This window comes from Thalassococcus sp. BH17M4-6 (assembly GCF_049323015.1).
Taxonomy (GTDB): domain Bacteria; phylum Pseudomonadota; class Alphaproteobacteria; order Rhodobacterales; family Rhodobacteraceae; genus Puniceibacterium.
In genome coordinates this window covers 12,252-31,503 of record NZ_JBMPGU010000012.1, presented here as the reverse complement: position 1 = coordinate 31,503, position 19,252 = coordinate 12,252, and the positions used below count along the sequence as shown (strand labels likewise).

Genomic DNA, 19,252 nt, shown 5'->3' with positions numbered 1-19,252 from the left:
CACGATAGGAACAACGCATGATCTGGAACGTGCCCAACATCCTGACCGCCCTGCGCCTGATCGCCGCCCCCGGCGTCGCGGTCATGTTCCTGTTCTTCACCCGGCCTTACGCCGACTGGTTCGCGCTGGTGCTGTTCGTGGGCGCGGCCGTGACCGACTGGTTTGACGGCTACCTGGCGCGCGCCTGGGGCCAGCAGACCAAGCTGGGCGCGATGCTCGACCCCATTGCAGACAAGGCGATGGTGGTGATCGCGCTGATGGTCATCGTCGGCTATTCGTCGATGTCGCCCTGGCTGGTGCTGCCCGCGACCTTCATCCTCTTCCGCGAGGTGTTCGTGTCGGGCCTGCGCGAATTCCTGGGCGATACCGCCGGCACGCTCAAGGTCACGAGCCTGGCCAAGTGGAAGACGACGCTGCAGATGATCGCCATCGCGGTGCTGTTTGCGCAAGGCGTGTTCGAACACTATCTGGGGATGTCGATCTGGGGCATGGATCCCGAAATGGTATCGTCGATCCTGTCGGGCCAGACCGACGATCTGCACGGCCTGTGGTGGAAAGAGGCGGGCATGGTCTGGGCCGGGGTCATCGGGCTGATCCTGCTGTGGGTGGCGGCGGGGCTGACGCTTCTGACCGGCTGGGATTACCTGCGCAAGGCCACCCCGTTTCTGAAGGAGGATCGCTGATGGATATTCTCTATTTCGCCTGGGTGCGCGAACGCATCGGCCTGCCCAAGGAACGGGTGGAAACATCCGCCGCCACGGTGTCGGAACTGGTGGCCGAGCTTTCGGCCCGCGAAGACCGCTATGCCACCGCCTTTTCCGACCTGACCGCCCTGCGCGTCGCCGTCGACCAGGAGTTGACCGACTTCGAGGCATCGCTTGAAGGCGCGCGCGAGGTGGCGTTCTTTCCCCCGATGACGGGCGGCTAGACCATGCGCATCGTCGTGCAGGAACAGCCGTTCGATTTCGGGGCCGAGGCTGACGCCTTCGCCGCCACGCGCACCGACATGGGCGCGGTCGTGACCTTTACCGGCATCGTGCGCGACGTGGCGGGCGGGGATCTCAACGTGATGGAGATCGAACACTATCCCGGCATGACCGAAAAGGCGCTGGAACAGATCGCGACCGATGCCGTCGCGCGCTGGTCGCTGGGCGATGTGCTGGTCATTCACCGCTACGGGCGGCTTGCCCCCGGTGACCGGATCATGATGGTGGCCACCGCCGCGCCGCATCGCAAGGATGCGTTCGAGGCGGCGGAATTTCTGATGGACTACCTTAAATCCCGTGCGCCGTTCTGGAAAAAGGAACACGGGGCCGACAGCGCCGGATGGGTCGCCGCCAAGGCCGAGGACGAGGATGCGCTGACCCGCTGGTAGCGGCGCCGGACCACCCGCAAGCTTGCCATGCCGCGCGCCGGTCCATATGACCGGCGCAGTGCCACGCAGGGTTCATTTATGCCGTTTCGCCCCGTTCAACCCGAAAAACTGTCCTCCGCCGTGACCCGGCAGATCGAAAAACTCATCCTGCGCGGGGTGCTGCGCCCCGGCGAACGCCTGCCCGCCGAACGCGAACTAGCAGACCGGCTGGGCGTGTCGCGCCCGTCCTTGCGCGAAGCGGTCGCCGATCTGCAGGCGCGCGGGCTGATCACCAGCCGCGCAGGTGCCGGCATCTTCGTGGCCGACGTGCTGGGCTCGGCGTTTTCCGATGCGCTGGTCAAGCTCTTCTCGACCCACGACGAGGCGGTCTTTGACTACCTGGGCTTTCGCCGCGACATGGAGGGGCTGGCCGCCGAACGCGCCGCGCGGCTGGGGTCCGAGACGGACCTCAAGGTCATCGGCGCGCTATTCGAGCAGATGGAGGCCGCGCATCAAAAGCGCAATCCGGCGGACGAGGCGCAGCTTGATGCGGATTTTCACCTCGCCATCATCGAGGCCAGCCATAACGTGATCATGCTGCACATGATGCGGTCGATGTACCAGCTTCTGCGCGAAGGCGTGTTCTACAATCGCCAGGTGATGTTCAAGCAGCGTACGACCCGGTCGGCGCTGCTGGACCAGCACCGCGTCATCAACGACGCGCTGCAGGCGCGCGATCCGGATGCGGCCCGCGCCGCGGTCGAGGCGCATCTGGATTTTGTCGGCAAGGCGCTCAACGACGATCGCCGCGCCGAAAGGAACGAGGAAATCGCCCGCCAGCGGTTCGAGCGGGTGCGCCGCCGCCCCGGAACCTGACCGGGCGGCGCAGGCGGCTTACGCCACCTTGCGCGCCTTCATCAGCCCCTCGTCCTGCAGCCGGGCATGGGTTTCATCCAGGCTTTTCCAGGCGCGTTCGATCAGCGTGTCGATCTCGTCGTTCGAGATCACCAGCGGCGGGGAGATGATCATGCGGTCACCGACATGGCGCATCACCAGGTTGTTGGCAAAGCAGCGTTCGCGGCAGATGTAGCCCACGGTGCCGCCTTCGGCCTCGAACGCTGCGCGGCTGGCCTTGTCCGGCGTCAGCGCGATAGAGCCCATCATGCCGACGATCTTGGCCTCGCCCACCAGCGGGTGGTCGGTCAGGCTCTGAAATTTCTGCGCAAGGTACGGCCCCGCGCGGTCGCGGACACCGGTGACGATCCCCTCTTCATCGAGGATGCGCAGGTTTTCGAGTGCCACGGCGGCGGAGACCGGATGGCCGGAATAGGTGTAGCCGTGGTTGAATTCGGTGTTGCCGATGACCTTTGCGATCTCGTCGCTGACGATCGACCCGCCGATCGGCAGATAGCCCGACGAAAGGCCTTTGGCGATGGTCATGATGTCGGGCTGGATGTCCATGGTCTGGCTGCCGAACCAGTTTCCGGTGCGCCCGAAGCCGCAGATCACCTCGTCCGCGATCAGCAGGATGTCGTGTTCGCGGCAGATGCGCTGGATTTCCGGCCAGTAGGTCGCGGGCGGAATGATCACGCCACCGGCGCCCTGCACCGGTTCGGCGATGAAGGCGGCGACCTTGTGGGCGCCCAGCTCCAGGATCGCGGTCTCAAGCTGGCGCGCACGCTCAATCCCGAAATCCTCGGGCGTCATGTCGCCGCCTTCGGACCACCAGTCGGGCTGGTCGATATGGTGGATGCCGGGGATCGGCATGCCGCCTTGGCTGTGCATGCCCTTCATACCGCCCAAGGAGCCCGACCCCACGGACGAACCGTGATAGGCGTTCCAGCGCGAGATCACGACCTGCTTTTCCGGCTGGCTCTTTTCGGCCCAGTAGGTGCGCACCATCCGCAGGTTGGTATCGTTCGCCTCGGACCCCGATCCGGCAAAGAACACGTGGTTCAGATCGCCCGGCGCCAGTTCCGCCAGCCGCGCAGCCAGTGCGATGGCCGGGGTGTGCGAGGTCTGGAAAAACGTGTTGTAGAACGGCAGTTCCGCCATCTGGCGGCTGGCCGCATCCACCAGTTCCTGCCGTCCGTAGCCCACGTTCACGCACCAAAGCCCCGCCATCCCGTCAAGGATGCGGTTGCCGTCGGAATCGGTCAGCCACACGCCGTCGGCGCGGGTGATGATGCGCGCGCCCTTGTCGCCCAGTTCAGCGTTGTGGGTGAAGGGATGCATGTGATGCGCGGCGTCCAGCGCCTGCAGTTCGTCGGTCGGCATATGGTTCGAGATCTGGGTCATGGCCGCACCTTTCATCTGTCTTGGAGAGTTGGGTGCAGAATATGATCAAATTATCCAAGGGTCAATCGAATCACTCCAGCCCGTTGCGGATTTGCGCCATGCCCTGTGCGACGTCCTGATACATCGCTTCGGCCGCCGCGTCCGAGTCGCGCCGCTCCAGCGCGGTGATCAGATCCTTGTGCCGGTCCGGCAGGTTGCGGGTGCCGAACAGCCCGCAGACAACGCGCAGCGACGGGCCGAAACGCAGCCAGAGACCTTCGACCAGCTCTGTCAGGATCGGCGCGTCGGCCATCGCGTTCAACTCTGCGTGAAAGGCGTGATTCTCGGCCAGGTATCCGGCCACGTCGCCCCTTGATATCGCCCGGTCGAGTCGCGCATCCGTCGCGCGCAACCGCGCGATTCCCCCGGCATCGGCCCGTAGCGCCGCACGCCGCGCCAGCTCCGGCTCAAGTGCCGCGCGGGCCACGCCCAATTGATCGACCGCCGCCGCGTCGAGCACCGGCACGCAGATGCGCCGGTTGCCCTGAAACACCAGCGCGCCCTCGGCGGTGAGGCGGCGCAACGCCTCGCGCACCGGCGTCATGCCGACGCCCAGCTCGTCGGTCAGACCCTGGATCGTGACCGCCTGCCCGGGCTCGAGCTCACCAAAAAGCACCATGCTGCGCAACCTGCGGTAGACGCGCTCGTGGGCGGGCAAACCCGCGGTATCCCGATTCTGACTGTCATCTGGTCCCAAGGCCATGCCGCGCCCCCCTGCGCGCTGATATTCCGGGCAATTCGCGCCATCTTGCACCGCTTCCTTCGGCATGAAAACATCCTCCTGTTGCCTTTGCGGGCAGTATTTGATCAAATTCACTGGAATACGGGGCCGCAACGGGCCCCGCGTCCAACGGGAGCAAAACATGAAGACACCTCTGCTGAGCTTGACCGCCACCCTGGCCCTGACCGCCGCCGCCGTGCAGGCGCAGGAGGTCCGGGTCTACAACTGGTCCGACTACATCGACGAGGATCTGCTGGCGAAATTCGAGGAAGAAACCGGCCTCGATCTGATCTACGACGTGTTCGACAGCAACGAAGTGCTGGAAACCAAGATGCTGGCCGGCGGATCGGGCTATGACGTCGTGGTGCCGACGGGGTCTTTCCTGCAGCGCCAGATCATGGCCGGCGCGTTTCAGGAACTGGACAAGTCCAAGCTGCCCAACATCGACAACATGTGGGCCGACATCGAAGAGCGCACCGCGCAGTATGACCCCGGCAACGAATACTCGATCAACTACATGTGGGGCACGACCGGCCTGGGCGTGAACGTCGACAAGGTCAAGGAAGTGCTGGGCGAGGATGCCCCGATCAACAGCCTCGCGCTGGTGTTCGAACCCGAGAACATGGAAAAGCTCGCAGAATGCGGCGTGCATTTCCTCGACGCGCCGACCGAGATCATCCCAGCCGCGCTTAAATACCTGGGCGAAGACCCCGACAGCAAGGACCCCGAGGTGATCGAGAAGGTCAAGCCGCTGCTGATGGAGGTGCGTCCCTACATCCAGAAATTCCACAGCTCGGAATACATCAACGCGCTGGCAAATGGCGACATCTGCGTTGCGGTCGGCTGGTCCGGCGACGTGCTGCAGGCCCGTGACCGCGCGGCCGAGGCCGACAATGGCGTGACCGTGGCCTACAACGCGCCCAAGGAAGGCGCGCTGATGTGGTTCGACCAGATGGCGATCCCGGTCGATGCGCCCAACCCCGACGGGGCGCACCAGTTCCTGAACTTCATCATGGATGCTCAGAACATGGCGGCGGCGTCGAACTACGTCTACTATGCCAACGGCAACAAGGCGTCGCAGGAATATCTGGTCGAGGATGTGATCGACGACCCGGCGATCTATCCGGACGAAGAGACGATCAAGAACCTCTACACCTTCTCGCCCTACGATCCCAAGGTGCAGCGGATGGTCACCCGCCTCTGGACCGAAATCAAGTCGGGCGTCTGATCGCCCAGCATCAGGCCCGCGCCGCATCCGGCGCGGGCCTTTCCTCTTGTTCGGATAAGATGATGAGCCAGAAGGTCTTTGCCCCCTGGGACGATCCCAACGAAAAACCGCTGATCGAATTCAGGGGCGTGACCAAGCGGTTCGGTGATTTCGTCGCCATCGACGATCTGTCGCTGAATATCTATGCCAAGGAATTCTTTGCGCTTCTGGGCCCGTCAGGCTGCGGCAAGACCACGATGATGCGGATGCTCGCCGGGTTCGAGGCACCGACATCGGGCACCATCCTTCTGTCGGGCGAAGACATCGCGCCGGTGCCGCCCAACAAGCGCGCGGTGAACATGATGTTCCAGAGCTACGCGCTTTTCCCGCACCTGTCGGTCTGGGACAACATCGCCTTCGGCCTGCGCCGCGAAAGCCAGGACAAGGACACCATCGCCGCCCGCGTCGAAGAGATGCTGCGCCTGACCCGCCTGTCGAAATTCGCCCGCCGCAAGCCGCACCAGATTTCGGGCGGCCAGCGTCAGCGCGTGGCGCTGGCCCGGTCGCTGGCCAAGGGGCCCAAGCTGCTGCTGCTCGATGAACCGCTGGGCGCCTTGGATGCCAAGCTGCGCCAGGACACCCAGTTCGAACTGATGGACATCCAGGAAAACACCGGCACCACCTTTGTCATCGTGACCCACGACCAGGAGGAAGCGATGACCGTCGCCAGCCGTGTCGCGGTGATGGACGAGGGCCGGATCGTGCAGGTCGCCACCCCGTCGGTGATCTACGAGGCGCCGGAAACCGTCTATGTCGCGGATTTCATCGGCGACGTGAACATCATCGAGGGCAAGGCCAGCCAGACCGGCGACAAGGTCGATATCGCCTGGGCCGAAGGCCAGCCGCCGATCAAGGGCACGACCTCCAAACGCTTTGATCCCGGGCAGACCTGTCATTTCGCCATCCGGCCGGAAAAGGTCACCATCTCGACCGAGGAACCCGAAGCCCCCAACGTGCTGCGCGGCAAGGTCATCGACATCGCCTATCTCGGCAACCTGTCGACCTATCACGTCAAACTGCCCGGCGGCACGATGATGAAGGCGCAGACCGCCAACACCCGCCGCCTGTCGCGGCGCGACATCACCTGGGAGGACGAGGTCTGGCTGTCCTTCACCGACACCGCCGGTGTCCTGCTGGAGCGTTGATGCCATGAACATGCGCCGCATCGCCCTTATTGCCGTGCCCTACCTCTGGCTGCTGGCGCTGTTCCTGATTCCGTTCCTGATCGTCCTCAAGATTTCGCTGTCGGACATCGCCCTGGCCCGGCCGCCCTACATGCCGCAGCTCGACCTCGCCGAAGGCTGGGCGGGCATCCGGGATTTCTTCGCGGCGCTCGATTTCGAGAATTTCGTCTTTCTCAGCACCGACGATCTTTACTGGCGCGCCTACCTCAGTTCGCTGCAGATCGCGGCGCTGTCGACGCTGATCACGCTCGCCGTCGGCTATCCCATCGCCTACGGCATGGCCCGCGCGCCGCTGGAATGGCGCGCGACGCTGCTGATGCTGGTGATCCTGCCGTTCTGGACCTCGTTCCTGATCCGCGTCTACGCCTGGATGGGCATTCTGTCGAACGAGGGGCTGCTGAACCAGTTCCTGATGTGGACGGGCCTCATTTCCGAACCGCTGACGATCCTTAACACCAACACCGCCGTCTACATCGGCATCGTCTACACCTACCTGCCGTTCATGATCCTGCCAATCTATTCGGCGCTGGAAAAGATGGATGAATCGCTGCTCGAAGCCGCCGAAGACCTCGGGTGTTCGCGCATCCAGGCGTTCTGGCTGGTGACCATTCCGCTGTCCAAGAACGGCATCATCGCAGGCTGTTTCCTGGTCTTCATCCCGGCCATCGGTGAATTCGTGATCCCGTCGCTTCTGGGCGGTTCGGGCACGCTGATGATCGGCAAGGTGCTGTGGGAGGAGTTCTTTTCCAACCGCGACTGGCCGGTGGCGAGCGCCGTGGCGATCATCCTGCTGCTGATCCTGATCATTCCGATCATCCTCTTCCAGCGCAACGAGCAGAAAGCGCGGGAGGCCGAAGGATGACCCGTCTGACCTGGTTCAACGTCACCTCGCTGACGCTCGGCTTTGCCTTTCTCTACCTGCCGATGGTGATCCTGATCATCTACAGCTTCAACGCCTCGCAGCTGGTGACCGTCTGGGCGGGCTTTTCGACGAAGTGGTACGGAGAGCTTTTGCAGAACGAGGAATTCCTCGATGCCGCCTGGGTCACGATCAAGGTCGCGGTCTTTTCCTCGACCCTGGCCACGGTCCTGGGCACCATGGCGGCGTATGTGCTGGTCCGGTCGGGCCGGTTTCTGGGCCGCACGCTTTTCTCCGGGATGATCTACGCGCCGCTGGTCATGCCCGAGGTGATCACCGGCCTGTCGCTGCTCCTGCTCTTCATCGGCATCGGGCTCGACCGCGGTGTGTTCACCATCGTGCTGGCGCATACGACGTTCAGCATGTGCTATGTCTCGGTCGTCGTCTCCTCCCGGCTGACCAGTTTCGACAGGTCGCTGGAGGAGGCGGCGCTTGATCTTGGCTGCACGCCCTTCGACGCCTTCCGCCTTGTGACCCTGCCGATCATCGCGCCCGCGGTGATCTCGGGCTGGCTTTTGGCCTTTACCCTGTCGTTGGACGATCTGGTGATCGCAAGCTTCACCACCGGCCCCTCGGCCACGACGCTGCCGATCAAGATCTTCTCGGCCGTGCGGCTGGGCGTCAGCCCCGAGATCAACGCGCTGTCGACACTGATGATCGCCATCGTGACCATCGGCGTCATCACCGCGTCGATCATCTCGAAACGCGCCAGCGTGGCGCAGCAACGCGACGAACAGGCCGCCGCCCGCGCCTCATGAAGCGGATCTACGAGCCCGCCGCCTATGCGGCAGAGCCCGGCGTCTACTGGCACGGCACCGTGACGTCGCCCGACTGGCCCCGGCTGAGCCACGACCTGCGCACGGATGTCGCGGTGATCGGCGGCGGGTTCACCGGGCTGGTGGCGGCGCTGCGCCTGGCGCAGGACGGTGTGGGGGTTGTGCTGCTCGAGGCGGAAACGCCCGGCTTTGGCGCCTCGACCCGCAACGGCGGGTTCTGCTGCCTCGGCGGCTCCAAGGCGCCACATGGCCTGCTGCGCCGCCGCTTCGGCGAGGATGGGGCCGCTGCCTGGTACGCCACCGAAAAGGCCGCCGTGGCCACGGTCGCGGCCCTGCTCCAGGATCACCGGATCGACGCCGACACCCATTCGGAGGGCGAAACCCTGCTGGCCCATACCCCGCGCGCCATGGCGGCCCTGCGCGCCGAGGCGCGGACGGTGCCGGAGCTTTACGGCGTCGATCCGACGCTGATTGAAGCGGGGGATATGAGGGCTCACGGCCTTGGCGGGCCGTTTCATGGCGCCCTCACCACCCCGATCGGTTTTGCCCTCAACCCGGCGAAATACCATGCCGGCCTCGCCGCTGCCGCAGGCGCTGCCGGGGTGGCGCTCTACGCCCACACGCCGGTCACGCGGATCGACCGGCAGGGGGCCACGACGCGGCTCTGCACCCCGGACGGCACGGTCACCGCGGACAGGGTGATCCTCGCCACAAACGGCTACAGTTCCGACGACCTGCCCCCCTGGCTGCGCGCGCGCTACCTGCCCGTGCAATCCAGCGTTCTGATGACCCGCCCGCTGACCGCAGCAGAGCAGGAGGCGCAGGGCTGGACATCTGCCCAGATGGCCTATGACACGCGCACGCTGCTGCACTATTTCCGCAAACTGCCGGACGGGCGGTTCCTCTTCGGCATTCGTGGCGGGCTGACGGCCACCCCCCGGGCCCAATCCGCGATCAATCGCAAGATCCGCGCCGATTTCCACACCATGTTTCCGGCCTGGCGCGAGGTCGAGGTGACGCATCAATGGTCAGGCCTGGTGTGTCTGATGGCGAACCTCACCCCCTTTGCCGGGCCGGTGCCGGGGCACCCGGGCCTCTTCGGGGGGCTGGGCTATCACGGCAACGGCGTCGCCATGGGCAGCCACACCGGCGCGCTGCTGGCGGCCCTCGTGCAAGGCAAAACCCCCGATGGCCCCTATCCGCCCGCCATGCAGGCCCCGCCAGCACGCTTTCCGCTGGGCCGGTTCCGGCGCAGCCTGCTGGCCCCCGCCTATGCCGCCGCGGCCCTGCTCGATCGCTGATCCCTTCTCTGGTTCGAAAATACCTCAGAGAGCACGAGAGACAGCGTCTCTCGTATCGCCCCCGCGGGGCGATGTCGCTCAGCCGTGCGGCGTCATCCCCGGGCGGTCCTTGCTGCGCTGCAAGCCCAGTTGCCGTTCGCGCCAGATGATCATGACACCGGCCGAGATCACGATGCCCGATCCCAGCAGCATCGCCAGCGTCGGCACCTCGCCGAAGACCGCGTAGCCGATGGCCAGCGCAAAGATCATGGACGCATAGTCGAAGGGCGCGAGCAGCGCCGCCTCCGACCCGCGATAGGCCGAGGTCAGCAGGATCTGCGCCACCCCGCCCACCAGTCCGGCCGCCACCAGCATCAGCCCCGGCCAGACCCCCGGCCAGGTCCAGCCGAAGGGCAGGGTCGCCAGCGACATCAGCGTCGCGGTGAGCGAGAAGTAGAACACGATGGACGATGTCGTCTCGGTCGCGACCAGGCGGCGGATCTGAATCTGCGCCAGCGCCCGCAGCACCGCCGAGGCCAGGACCAGCGCAACCCCGATGGTCGCGGCCCGGTCCGCCTCTTCCACCGTGAGCCGTGGCCAAAGCACGATCAGCACCCCAACCAGCCCAAGGCCCACCGCGCTCAGCCGCACGGCGCGCAGCCGCTCGCCCAGCAGCAGGGCCGCAAAGATCACTGTCATCAACGGCGCGCCGTAGCCCAGCGCCGTGACCTCGGGCAGCGGCAGCAGGCCAAGAGCGGCAAAGCCGCAGCCCATCGACGTCACACCGATGAGCCCCCGCCAGACATGGCCGATGGGCCGCTCGGCCCGCAGGCCGGTGCCCAGATCGTGCCGCCAGGCCAGCCAGACCAGAATGACCGGCAGGGCAAAGAACGACCGGAAGAACACCGCCTCGCCGGGCGGCACCGCGTCCGACGTGGCCTTGATCAGCGACGCCATGACGATGAACAGAAAGACCGAACTCAGCTTCAGCGCGATGCCGCGCATCGACCCGGTCATGCCGGTGCCGCCGCAACCGCGAGGAAAGTCCGCAAGGGCTTGAGGAGCGGTGCCACGTTCAGGTCGTCTCGACGCAGTGCCGACGGAAGGCCCGCTTGAGCATGTCGAGCTCGGCCCGCAGCAGGTCCACCTCGGCGCGGATGTCGTCGCCCAGCACCTCGCCTGCGATGATGGCAAAGCTGCCCAGCACCTCGTCGGAACTGGCATCGAGGATCAGAAAGGTCCGCACCCCCTCACCGACGGCCTGCAGCGGTACGGGGATCTGCAACAGCCACCGGCCCTCTTCGCCGGTGTCCTTGATCATCACGCCGGTCACCGGCTGATCCAGCAGGGTGACCACGATCTCGGGCGCCCCCGCACCCGCGACCTCGGCCCGCAACAGGCCTTCCCAGACGCCTTCGCGAAACTGCGTGCCGGTCAGTGAATAGGCGCTCATGCTCCGCTCCTCCTGGTCACAGCTCTGCCCGCGGGCGGCGGCTGAAGGTCAGATCCCGCAGGATGACCTGGTTCATCTGCGGCCCCTCGAAGATCAGGTCGAGCCACATCCGCTCCACCCGCTTTTCGTTGAGCTTGGTATAGGCCAGGTCGAATTCGACCCGGATATCCTCTTCGTGCAGCGGCAGCTCGCGCACGATCTGTTCGGTGTTGGGGCCGTTCTTGATGTTGAGCCGGGCGAAGATCTCCAGCGGCTTTTCCGATTCCACGATGGTTTCCAGCCGAATGAGGTGCTTGCGCCGCAGGTCGCGGCTCGCCTCTTCGGGCAGGTCGATGGCCAGCGACAGGTAGGATCCGTCAAACCGGAACACGTCCATCCGCAGGCCATAAGCCGCAAGATCGGCCTCGCGCGTGTTGCGCAACTGGCGCAGGGTCAGTTCGGAATGCGCGCAGTCGTGAAACAGCGTCACCTCGCGCCCCAGCATGGTTTTCGACCGGACCGAGGATTCGCCGGGGCTGGCCAGGGGGCCACACCACAGCGCGGGCCGCCAGCCCCAGTCGGCATCATGCGGGCGCGGAAACGCCTGGTTGCCGATCATCGGCAACGCCAGCCGCGCGTCCGAAACATGGATCAAAGTGTCGAGGTGATGCTTGAGCTTGCGCGCCTGTGCGCGCTGACGGCGCAGTTCCGGCAGGTCGGTATGGGCCGCCGCGCGCGCCGCCCGCGACCAGCGCCGCAGCGCCCCCTGCTGCAAGAGCCGGTCGAAAAGACTGTTCTTCTGCCCTGCCATCTGCCCCAGCGCTGCCCCTCTCGCCGTCCCCTGATCCGCCTCTTACCCGGCGGTTGTCACTCTTATGGCAAATACTTTGCGTTGAATAAACGCCCTATCCTTCGTTTCGGACGGGTGAATTCCGCCCTGATCACGCTCTACGGGCTTTCCGCGCGGATCCGCGCGTGCACCCGCGCCAGCAGGGCGCGCCCGGACGGCCCGACCGCCACGCTGCCCTCGGGCGCATAAAGCGCCAGGATCACCAGCCGCGACCCCTGCGTGAACGCCCCCCGCCAATAGCGCGGATCGCCGCCGTCAAGCACGCCTTCGCCGCCCCGACCCAGACGCGCCAGCACCAGCCCGTCGTCGCTCGCGGCATCCAGCAGCGGCGCTTCGCTGATCGCGGCCAGCGTTTCGGGTTCCGGCAGGTCGGCACCCGATCCCGCCGGGCCGACCGTGACGGTGACCAGCAGCGGCGGCACCAGCGGCCCCGTTTCACCGCCGTTCAGGATCCGGCAGGAGGCCAGCATCGCAAAGCCGCGCCCGCCCCGGGTGACCAGCGTTTCGGGATCGATGCAGTAGCCTTCGGTCGCCGACACGATCACATCGCCCCGGGCCAGCCGCACCTGCGAAAGCGCCGCGGGGCCCGTCCGCGTGACCGGCCCGATCAGGCCCGACAGGAAGCCGCGCGACTGCGTCCGGGCCGAGGGCGGGCCCTCCGGGTCCGGCGCGGGCGCGGCTTCGCACCCGGCCAGAGCGCCGATCACCAGAACCGAGGCAAGGATCGCGCGCCACATGGCTCAGAGGTCCATGTAGACGTGTTTTTCGGCCTCTGCGCCCGGGTGCGTGACCGCGCCCTTGTAGGTCTCGCCCACCAGCTGCGCGTATTTCCAAAGCGCACCGCTGGCATAGATCGTCTCGCGCGGGCCGGCCCAGTTTTCCTTGCGGGCCGCCAGTTCCTCATCCTTCAGATCGACCGACAGCTCGCCCGTTACGGCGTTGAGCGTGATGACATCGCCATCCTGCAAGAGCGCGATGGGCCCGCCCAGTGCCGCCTCGGGGCCGACATGGCCGACGCAGAAACCGCGCGTGGCACCGGAAAAGCGCCCGTCGGTGATCAGCGCCACCTTCTTGCCCATGCCCTGACCGGACAGCGCCGCCGTGGTGGCCAGCATTTCACGCATGCCCGGCCCGCCTGCGGGGCCTTCGTTGCGGATCACCAGCACCTCGCCTTCCTTGTAGCTGCGCGCCTTGACTGCCTCGAACGCGTCTTCTTCGCACTCGAAAACCCGCGCCGGGCCGGTAAAGACCTGCTCTTCGGCGCTCATGCCCGCCACCTTCACGATCGCCCCGCCCGGAGCGAGATTGCCCTTGAGGCCCACGACACCGCCAGTCTTGCTGATCGGGTTGGCGACGGTATGAATGACACGGCCATCGGCCTCGCCCGCGATCTTGTCCAGCTCCTCGCCCAGCGAGTAGCCCGACGCGGTCATGCAATCCTCGTGCAGCAGACCCGCCTTGCGCAGTTCCTTCATGACCACCGGCACGCCGCCGGCCTCGTAAAGATCCTTCGCCACGTACTGGCCGCCGGGCTTGAGGTCGACGAAATACGGCGTGTCGCGGAAAATCTCACAGACATCGTCAAGGAAAAAGTCGATTCCCGCCTCATGCGCGATGGCGGGCAGGTGCAGACCGGCATTGGTCGACCCGCCGGTGCAGGCCACCACACGCGCCGCGTTCTGCAGCGATTTCAACGTCACCACGTCGCGGGCGCGGATGTTCTTTTCAAGCAGGTTCATCACCGCGATGCCCGACGCCGTGCCGTACTGGTCGCGGCTTTCATAGGGCGCGGGGGCGCCCGAGGAGTTCATCAGCGCAAGGCCGATCGCCTCGGACACGCAGGCCATTGTGTTGGCGGTGAACTGACCGCCGCAGGCCCCCGCCGACGGGCAGGCCACCCGTTCGAGGATTTCCAGCGCCGCATCGCTCAGAGAGCCGTTCTGGTGGCGGCCCACCGCTTCGAACATGTCCTGCACGGTCAGATCACGCGAAGCGAAATCCTCGGGCACGTCCGACCCGGCGGGCACCTTGCCCGGCAGGATCGACCCGCCGTAGACAAAGACCGACGGCACGTTCAGCCGCACCATCGCCATCATCATGCCCGGCAGCGACTTGTCGCAGCCCGCAAGCCCCACCAGCGCATCGTAGCAATGGCCGCGCATGGTCAGCTCGACCGTGTCGGCGATGGCCTCGCGCGACGCCAGCGACGACCGCATGCCCTCGTGACCCATGGCGATGCCGTCGGTGACGGTGATCGTGGTGAATTCGCGTGGGCTGCCCATGCCCTCTTTCACGCCCAGCTTGACCGCCTGCGCCTGCCGGTTGAGCGCGATGTTGCAGGGTGCGGCCTCGTTCCAGCAGGTGGCGACCCCGACCAGAGGTTGATGAATCTCCGTCTCGGACATGCCCATGGCGTAATAGTAAGACCGGTGCGGCGCACGCGCCGGGCCTTCGGTCACGTGACGGCTGGGCAGACGGGATTTGTCGAACGGACGCTTGAGCATGACGCTCCTCCTTGGAAATCGCTGCAAATGGCATACCGAAGGCCCCGGTCAGGCACAAGAACCATCACGGCGCCATCGGGGTTGAGCCGCCCGCCCGGGCGGTCTAAGGCTGCCCGCCATGCAGGCCCCCCAAGATCCCTACGCCCCGCAGGCCGCGCTGACCGATCCGGCCCGCGCCGCGCCGCAGATCTGGCGGCTGCTTCTGGGCATGGCGCTGGTGCTTTTCGTGATGCTGAGCCTGGGGCAGATGGTCTTTCGCGCGGCCCACGCGATGCTGTCGCCCGACGCCTATGCCGCGTTTCTGGCCGGGTTCGATGCGGGCGACACACCGGCGGGCCTGCTTGCGATGCTGCTGCTTCTAGGCGGCCTGGGCATCGGCACCCTGTGCGCCGCCCGCCTGCTGCATCAGCGCAGCGCGCGCAGCCTTTTCGGCGCGCGCCCGCTGGGTCAGGGGCTGCGCGTCGCGGTGGCGCTGGTTGTCCTGCACGGCGCGATCCTGCTTTTGCCGCCTTGGGATTTCCCCGGACCGACAGACCCCGGCATCGCGCCGGGGCTGTGGCTTACCCTGCTGCCGCTGTCGATTGCGGCCCTGCTGATTCAGACCGGGGCGGAGGAGCTGTTTTTTCGCGGCTACCTGCAAAGCCAGCTAGCCGCCCGGTTCAGGGCGCCCGCGGTCTGGCTTGTCCTGCCCTCGGCGCTGTTTGCGCTTGGCCACCATACGCCCGACCTTTTCGGCGAAAACGCATGGCTCGTCACGCTCTGGGCCTTTGTCTTCGGCGTGGCGATGGCCGATCTGACCGCCCGCAGCGGCAGCCTTGGCCCGGCTATGGCGGTGCATTTCATCAACAACGCCAGCGCCATCCTCTTCGTGTCGCTGCAGGGGCAGATGTCGGGCCTCGCCCTGTCGACCCTGCCTGTCGCCACGACCGACATAGACGCGATGCGCCTGCTGCTGGTGGTGGATGCGGCAATGATCGGGCTCAGCTGGCTGACCGCGCGGCTGGCTCTGCGGGTCTGACACGCGATTGCATTTCCCGGGCTGCGGGCTTATCTGACGGCCAAGCGAACAGCCCGGGACCGCCGCGCCATGAACTGGATTTCCAACTACGTCCGCCCACGGATCAATTCGATCTTCTCGCGCCGCGAGGTGCCCGAGAACCTGTGGTCGAAATGCGATGAATGCGGCACCATGCTGTTTCACCGCGAACTGTCCGACAACCTCAACGTCTGCACCAACTGCGACCACCACATGAACCTGCGCCCGCGTGACAGGTTCATCGCGCTTTTCGACGGCGGCATCTTCACCGAGGTGGCGGTGCCCGAGCCGACACCCGATCCGCTGCAGTTCCGCGATCAGAAGAAATACCCCGACCGGATGCGCGCCGCACAAAAGGCCAGCGGGGAAAAAGAGGCGATGCTGGTCGCGCGCGGCGAAATCGGGCGCACGCCCATCGTCGCCGCGGCGCAGGATTTTTCTTTCATGGCCGGGTCCATGGGCATGTATGTCGGCAACGCCATCATCGCCGCCGCGCAAGAGGCGGTGCGGCTCAACTGCCCGCTGATCCTGTTCTCGGCCGCCGGCGGCGCGCGCATGCAAGAGGGCATCCTGAGCCTCATGCAGATGCCGCGCACCACCGTCGCGATCCAGATGCTGCAAGAGGCGGGGCTGCCCTATATCGTCGTGCTGACCCACCCCACCACCGGCGGCGTCACCGCGTCCTATGCGATGCTGGGCGACATCCAGATCGCCGAGCCGGGCGCGCTCATCTGCTTTGCCGGGCCGCGGGTGATCGAACAGACGATCCGCGAAAAGCTGCCCGAAGGGTTCCAGCGCGCCGAATACCTGCTGGAACACGGCATGCTCGACCGCGTCACGGACCGTCGCGCGATGAAAGAAGAGCTTGTCAGCATCACCCGCATGCTGATGGACATGCCGCCGCCGGTCGCGGGCGATCTGCCCGCCCCGGACGTCGCCGCGGTCAAACCTGAATGACCACCGCGCAGACGCCCGCAAGGGCGGATAAGCAGGCGCCGCATTCCGACATCATCCTGGAACGGATGATGGCCCTGCATCCCAAGGTCATGGATCTGACGCTGGACCGCATGTGGCGGATCCTGGCCGCATTGGATCATCCCGAACGCAAGCTGCCCCCGGTCATCCACATCGCCGGCACCAACGGCAAGGGATCGACCCAGGCGATGATCCGCGCCGGGCTCGAGGCGATGGGAAAGCGCGTTCATGCCTACACCTCTCCGCATCTGGCGCGCTTTCATGAACGCATCCGCCTTGCGGGCACGCTCATCACCGAAGAGTCGCTGACCCAGGCGCTTGACGATTGCTACGCCGTCAACGACGGCCAGCAGATCACCTATTTCGAGATCACGACCGCCGCAGCCCTTCTGGCCTTTTCCCGTACCCCGGCAGACTACACCCTGCTCGAGGTCGGCCTGGGCGGCAGGCTCGACGCCACAAACGTGATCGACACACCCGCGCTGACCGTGATCACCCCGGTCTCGATCGATCATCAGCAGTATCTGGGCGAAACCCTGGCCAAGATCGCCTTTGAAAAGGCCGGGATCCTCAAGCGCGGCGTGCCCTGTATTGTCGGCCCGCAAGAGGATGACGCCCTGACCGTGATCGAAGCGCAGGCCGCCCGCCTGAATGCGCCGCTGCTGGCGCAGGGCCAGCACTGGCACGTCGACATCGAACGGGGCCGCATGGTGTTTCAGGACGAAACCGGCCTTCTGGACCTGCCCCTGCCCAACCTGCCCGGCGCGCATCAGATCGACAACGCCGGGGCCGCCCTCGCGGCGCTGCGCCACCTGGGCGCGGACGAGGCCGCGTGCGAGGCCGCGGTGACCACCGCGTTCTGGCCCGCCCGCATGCAGCGTCTTGCCACCGGGCCGCTGGTCGACCTCGCGCCAAGGGCCGAACTCTGGCTCGACGGCGGTCACAATCCCGCCGCCGGACAGGCCATCGCCCGGCATCTGGCCAGCCTGCCCAGACGGCCCACACACCTTATTTGCGGTATGCTCAACACCAAGGACGTGCGCGGCTACATGGCGCCGTTCGCAGAGACGGTGGACAGCCTGACCGCCGTATCGATCCCCGGCGAACAGAACACCCTGCCCGCCGAAGCGACGGCCGAGGCCGCCCGCGCCGCGACCCTTTCCGCCCACATCGCGCCCGACGTGGCGACCGCGCTGCGCCGCATCACCGCCGACGATCCGACCGCACGGGTGCTCATCTGCGGATCGCTTTATCTGGCCGGTCATATCCTGCGCGAGAACGGATAAGAGGGGTTCGCGAGGGCGGCAGACTGACTATTTCATCACCCACTATATTGACCGCTTCCCCGATGCTCGACTATATATTGCGTTAATAAATATGGGCGCGTGTTTGCCCTAATAAGAAATTGGGGACGAGGGAATGGTGCGGGCAGTGTTCCTGAAGACGCTGGGGCGGCTTTTGGCCGCGATGGTTTTTGTGAGCCCGGCGGCCGCGCAGGACACCCGGATTTCCGCTGACCGCGCAAGCGGCGATTTCACCCTCAACGGCACCACGATCAGCATCACCCGCAGCACTGGCGCGTCCTGTCCGCCCGCCTGCGTCCAGCCGCTTGAGATCTCCCCCGACATCGTCACCCTGGCCGAGCTAGAGGTCATCGCCTTCCTCGAGGATCGCGTCGCTGCCGGGGCCGGGCTGCTGATCGACGTGCGGCCCGCCGCCGACTTTGCCGTCGCCAGCATTCCCGGCGCCGTGAACATTCCAGCAGCCACCCTGACGCCCGACAATCCGTACCGATCGGACCTGCTGGCCGCTCTTGGCCTTGACGGGCCCGAAAGTGCGGGCGCGTTCGACCTCGCGATCTTTGCCGACAGCGCCGCCAGCGATCTTGCGGCAGGCGCCATCCGCAGCCTGCGCGACGCGGGCTACCCGGCGGACAAGCTGCATTTCTACCGCGCCGGTCTTGCCGGATGGACGGCGCTTGGCCTCAACACCCAAAGCGGGGGATGACGTCATGCCTGATCGGAGCCTGCCATGATCCGTCTTGTGCTTCTTGTCCTGGGGTTCTGCGGCGTCACCCTGGCGCTGATCGTGCTGCAGCCCGGTGCCCGGCCACGCCCCGCCGACGACGCCATCCCGCCCCAGACCGTGACCCGCGACACGCCTTCGCTGACCGATGCGATAGACCTGGCCGGCCCGCAGCGCGTCCTGCTCGAGGCCGCGCCGGAACCGACCCGCCAGGCGCCCGTGGCCGATCCCGCGCCGCGTCCCCAGATCGCGTCGACCGACGCCACCGATCCCGACATGCGGCAGATGACCTGGTCGACCGTGGCGCAGCTCAACGCGCTGACGGGTCGGGGTGCGGCCCCCGGCCATCCCGGCAGCCTGCTGCACGGGATCGTCCAACGCTCCCTGACGGCGGTGCCCGCCGCACCTCAGGTTCCGCGGACCTACCGCGTGGCCGCAGGCGAAACGCTGGTCAGCATCGCCGATCAGGTCTATGGCGACGTCAACATGACCGGGCCGCTTTTCGCCGCGAACCAGACCATTCTGGCCCGTCCCGACGATTTGCGCGAGGGCCAGATCCTGACCCTGCCGCAGCCCTGAAACCCGGCCTTTT

At 66.1% G+C, this 19,252-nt stretch carries 21 protein-coding genes; 14 read left to right on the top strand and 7 right to left on the bottom strand.

The features are described 5' to 3' along the window. The first annotated feature begins 17 nt into the window (after nt 1–17). From pgsA to ACOXXX_RS16240, 4 genes are all read left to right on the top strand, one after another. The gene (gene pgsA, locus ACOXXX_RS16255) at nt 18–683 is read left to right on the top strand and encodes a CDP-diacylglycerol--glycerol-3-phosphate 3-phosphatidyltransferase (RefSeq protein WP_422827661.1); all 666 of its coding nucleotides are present in this window, start codon (nt 18–20) and stop codon (nt 681–683) included. After that, the gene (moaD, locus tag ACOXXX_RS16250) at nt 683–928 is read left to right on the top strand and encodes a molybdopterin converting factor subunit 1 (RefSeq protein WP_422827660.1); all 246 of its coding nucleotides are present in this window, start codon (nt 683–685) and stop codon (nt 926–928) included. Before pgsA ends, moaD begins: the two co-directional genes overlap by 1 nt. Nucleotides 929–931: 3 nt before the next feature. Then, nucleotides 932–1,375, top strand: coding sequence for a molybdenum cofactor biosynthesis protein MoaE (locus ACOXXX_RS16245; RefSeq protein WP_422827659.1), 444 nt, complete (start codon nt 932–934; stop codon nt 1,373–1,375). A gap of 78 nt (nt 1,376–1,453) precedes the next feature. Next, a complete protein-coding gene (locus tag ACOXXX_RS16240) occupies nt 1,454–2,230 on the top strand; it encodes a FadR/GntR family transcriptional regulator (protein ID WP_422827658.1) in 777 nt (258 codons plus the stop codon). 18 nt (nt 2,231–2,248) lie between these two features. On the opposite strand, the gene ACOXXX_RS16235 is transcribed toward ACOXXX_RS16240, so the two are convergent. Together ACOXXX_RS16235 and ACOXXX_RS16230 are read right to left on the bottom strand one after the other, a co-directional pair. Next, nucleotides 2,249–3,652: an aspartate aminotransferase family protein gene (locus ACOXXX_RS16235; protein WP_422827657.1), complete on the bottom strand. Its 1,404-nt coding sequence runs from the start codon at nt 3,650–3,652 to the stop codon at nt 2,249–2,251. Between the two features lie 70 nt (nt 3,653–3,722). Beyond that, nucleotides 3,723–4,394: a GntR family transcriptional regulator gene (locus tag ACOXXX_RS16230; RefSeq protein ID WP_422827656.1), complete on the bottom strand. Its 672-nt coding sequence runs from the start codon at nt 4,392–4,394 to the stop codon at nt 3,723–3,725. Nucleotides 4,395–4,554: 160 nt separating this feature from the next. On the opposite strand from ACOXXX_RS16230, the gene ACOXXX_RS16225 reads away from it, so the two are divergent. The 5 genes from ACOXXX_RS16225 (at nt 4,555) to ACOXXX_RS16205 (ending at nt 9,859) form a co-directional block, all read left to right on the top strand. After that, nucleotides 4,555–5,640 (top strand): polyamine ABC transporter substrate-binding protein, encoded by a 1,086-nt coding sequence (locus tag ACOXXX_RS16225; RefSeq protein ID WP_422827655.1) that lies wholly within the window; start codon nt 4,555–4,557, stop codon nt 5,638–5,640. A gap of 62 nt (nt 5,641–5,702) precedes the next feature. Continuing rightward, nucleotides 5,703–6,824, top strand: a complete 1,122-nt coding sequence (locus ACOXXX_RS16220; protein ID WP_422827654.1) for an ABC transporter ATP-binding protein — start codon at nt 5,703–5,705, stop codon at nt 6,822–6,824. A 10-nt stretch (nt 6,825–6,834) separates the two neighbouring features. Further along, nucleotides 6,835–7,725, top strand: a complete 891-nt coding sequence (locus ACOXXX_RS16215; protein ID WP_422827653.1) for an ABC transporter permease subunit — start codon at nt 6,835–6,837, stop codon at nt 7,723–7,725. Further along, nucleotides 7,722–8,540 carry an ABC transporter permease gene (locus tag ACOXXX_RS16210; protein ID WP_422827652.1) on the top strand — a complete coding sequence of 273 codons (819 nt, stop codon included), beginning with the start codon at nt 7,722–7,724 and terminating at the stop codon, nt 8,538–8,540. Before ACOXXX_RS16215 ends, ACOXXX_RS16210 begins: the two co-directional genes overlap by 4 nt. Next, nucleotides 8,537–9,859 (top strand): NAD(P)/FAD-dependent oxidoreductase, encoded by a 1,323-nt coding sequence (locus tag ACOXXX_RS16205; protein ID WP_422827651.1) that lies wholly within the window; start codon nt 8,537–8,539, stop codon nt 9,857–9,859. The genes ACOXXX_RS16210 and ACOXXX_RS16205 overlap by 4 nt, the downstream gene beginning before the upstream one ends. 78 nt (nt 9,860–9,937) lie before the next feature. Here ACOXXX_RS16205 and ACOXXX_RS16200 read toward each other — a convergent pair whose 3' ends face one another. The 5 genes from ACOXXX_RS16200 to ilvD form a co-directional block, all read right to left on the bottom strand. Next, on the bottom strand, nt 9,938–10,855 hold the full coding sequence (locus ACOXXX_RS16200) for a DMT family transporter (RefSeq protein ID WP_422827650.1): 918 nt from the start codon (nt 10,853–10,855) through the stop codon (nt 9,938–9,940). 58 nt (nt 10,856–10,913) lie between these two features. Then, complete coding sequence (locus tag ACOXXX_RS16195; RefSeq protein ID WP_422827649.1) at nt 10,914–11,291, bottom strand: hypothetical protein; 378 nt, start codon at nt 11,289–11,291, stop codon at nt 10,914–10,916. A gap of 16 nt (nt 11,292–11,307) precedes the next feature. Further along, the gene (locus ACOXXX_RS16190) at nt 11,308–12,081 is read right to left on the bottom strand and encodes a DUF6478 family protein (protein ID WP_422827648.1); all 774 of its coding nucleotides are present in this window, start codon (nt 12,079–12,081) and stop codon (nt 11,308–11,310) included. Nucleotides 12,082–12,218: 137 nt separating this feature from the next. Continuing rightward, on the bottom strand, nt 12,219–12,857 hold the full coding sequence (locus ACOXXX_RS16185) for a dihydroxy-acid dehydratase (RefSeq protein ID WP_422827647.1): 639 nt from the start codon (nt 12,855–12,857) through the stop codon (nt 12,219–12,221). 3 nt (nt 12,858–12,860) lie between these two features. Beyond that, a complete protein-coding gene (gene ilvD / locus ACOXXX_RS16180; protein WP_422827646.1) occupies nt 12,861–14,624 on the bottom strand; it encodes a dihydroxy-acid dehydratase in 1,764 nt (587 codons plus the stop codon). Nucleotides 14,625–14,742: 118 nt separating this feature from the next. On the opposite strand from ilvD, the gene ACOXXX_RS16175 reads away from it, so the two are divergent. The 5 genes from ACOXXX_RS16175 to ACOXXX_RS16155 all read left to right on the top strand — a co-directional run bounded on the left by ACOXXX_RS16175 (nt 14,743) and on the right by ACOXXX_RS16155 (nt 19,239). Next, nucleotides 14,743–15,642 carry a lysostaphin resistance A-like protein gene (locus ACOXXX_RS16175; RefSeq protein ID WP_422827645.1) on the top strand — a complete coding sequence of 300 codons (900 nt, stop codon included), beginning with the start codon at nt 14,743–14,745 and terminating at the stop codon, nt 15,640–15,642. Between the two features lie 69 nt (nt 15,643–15,711). Beyond that, nucleotides 15,712–16,617: an acetyl-CoA carboxylase, carboxyltransferase subunit beta gene (gene accD / locus ACOXXX_RS16170; protein WP_422827644.1), complete on the top strand. Its 906-nt coding sequence runs from the start codon at nt 15,712–15,714 to the stop codon at nt 16,615–16,617. Then, nucleotides 16,614–17,921 (top strand): bifunctional folylpolyglutamate synthase/dihydrofolate synthase, encoded by a 1,308-nt coding sequence (locus ACOXXX_RS16165; RefSeq protein ID WP_422827643.1) that lies wholly within the window; start codon nt 16,614–16,616, stop codon nt 17,919–17,921. Before accD ends, ACOXXX_RS16165 begins: the two co-directional genes overlap by 4 nt. Nucleotides 17,922–18,054: 133 nt before the next feature. Then, the gene (locus tag ACOXXX_RS16160) at nt 18,055–18,642 is read left to right on the top strand and encodes a rhodanese-like domain-containing protein (protein WP_422827642.1); all 588 of its coding nucleotides are present in this window, start codon (nt 18,055–18,057) and stop codon (nt 18,640–18,642) included. Nucleotides 18,643–18,666: 24 nt separating this feature from the next. Continuing rightward, nucleotides 18,667–19,239, top strand: a complete 573-nt coding sequence (locus ACOXXX_RS16155) for a LysM peptidoglycan-binding domain-containing protein (protein ID WP_422827641.1) — start codon at nt 18,667–18,669, stop codon at nt 19,237–19,239. Nucleotides 19,240–19,252 lie beyond the last annotated feature (13 nt).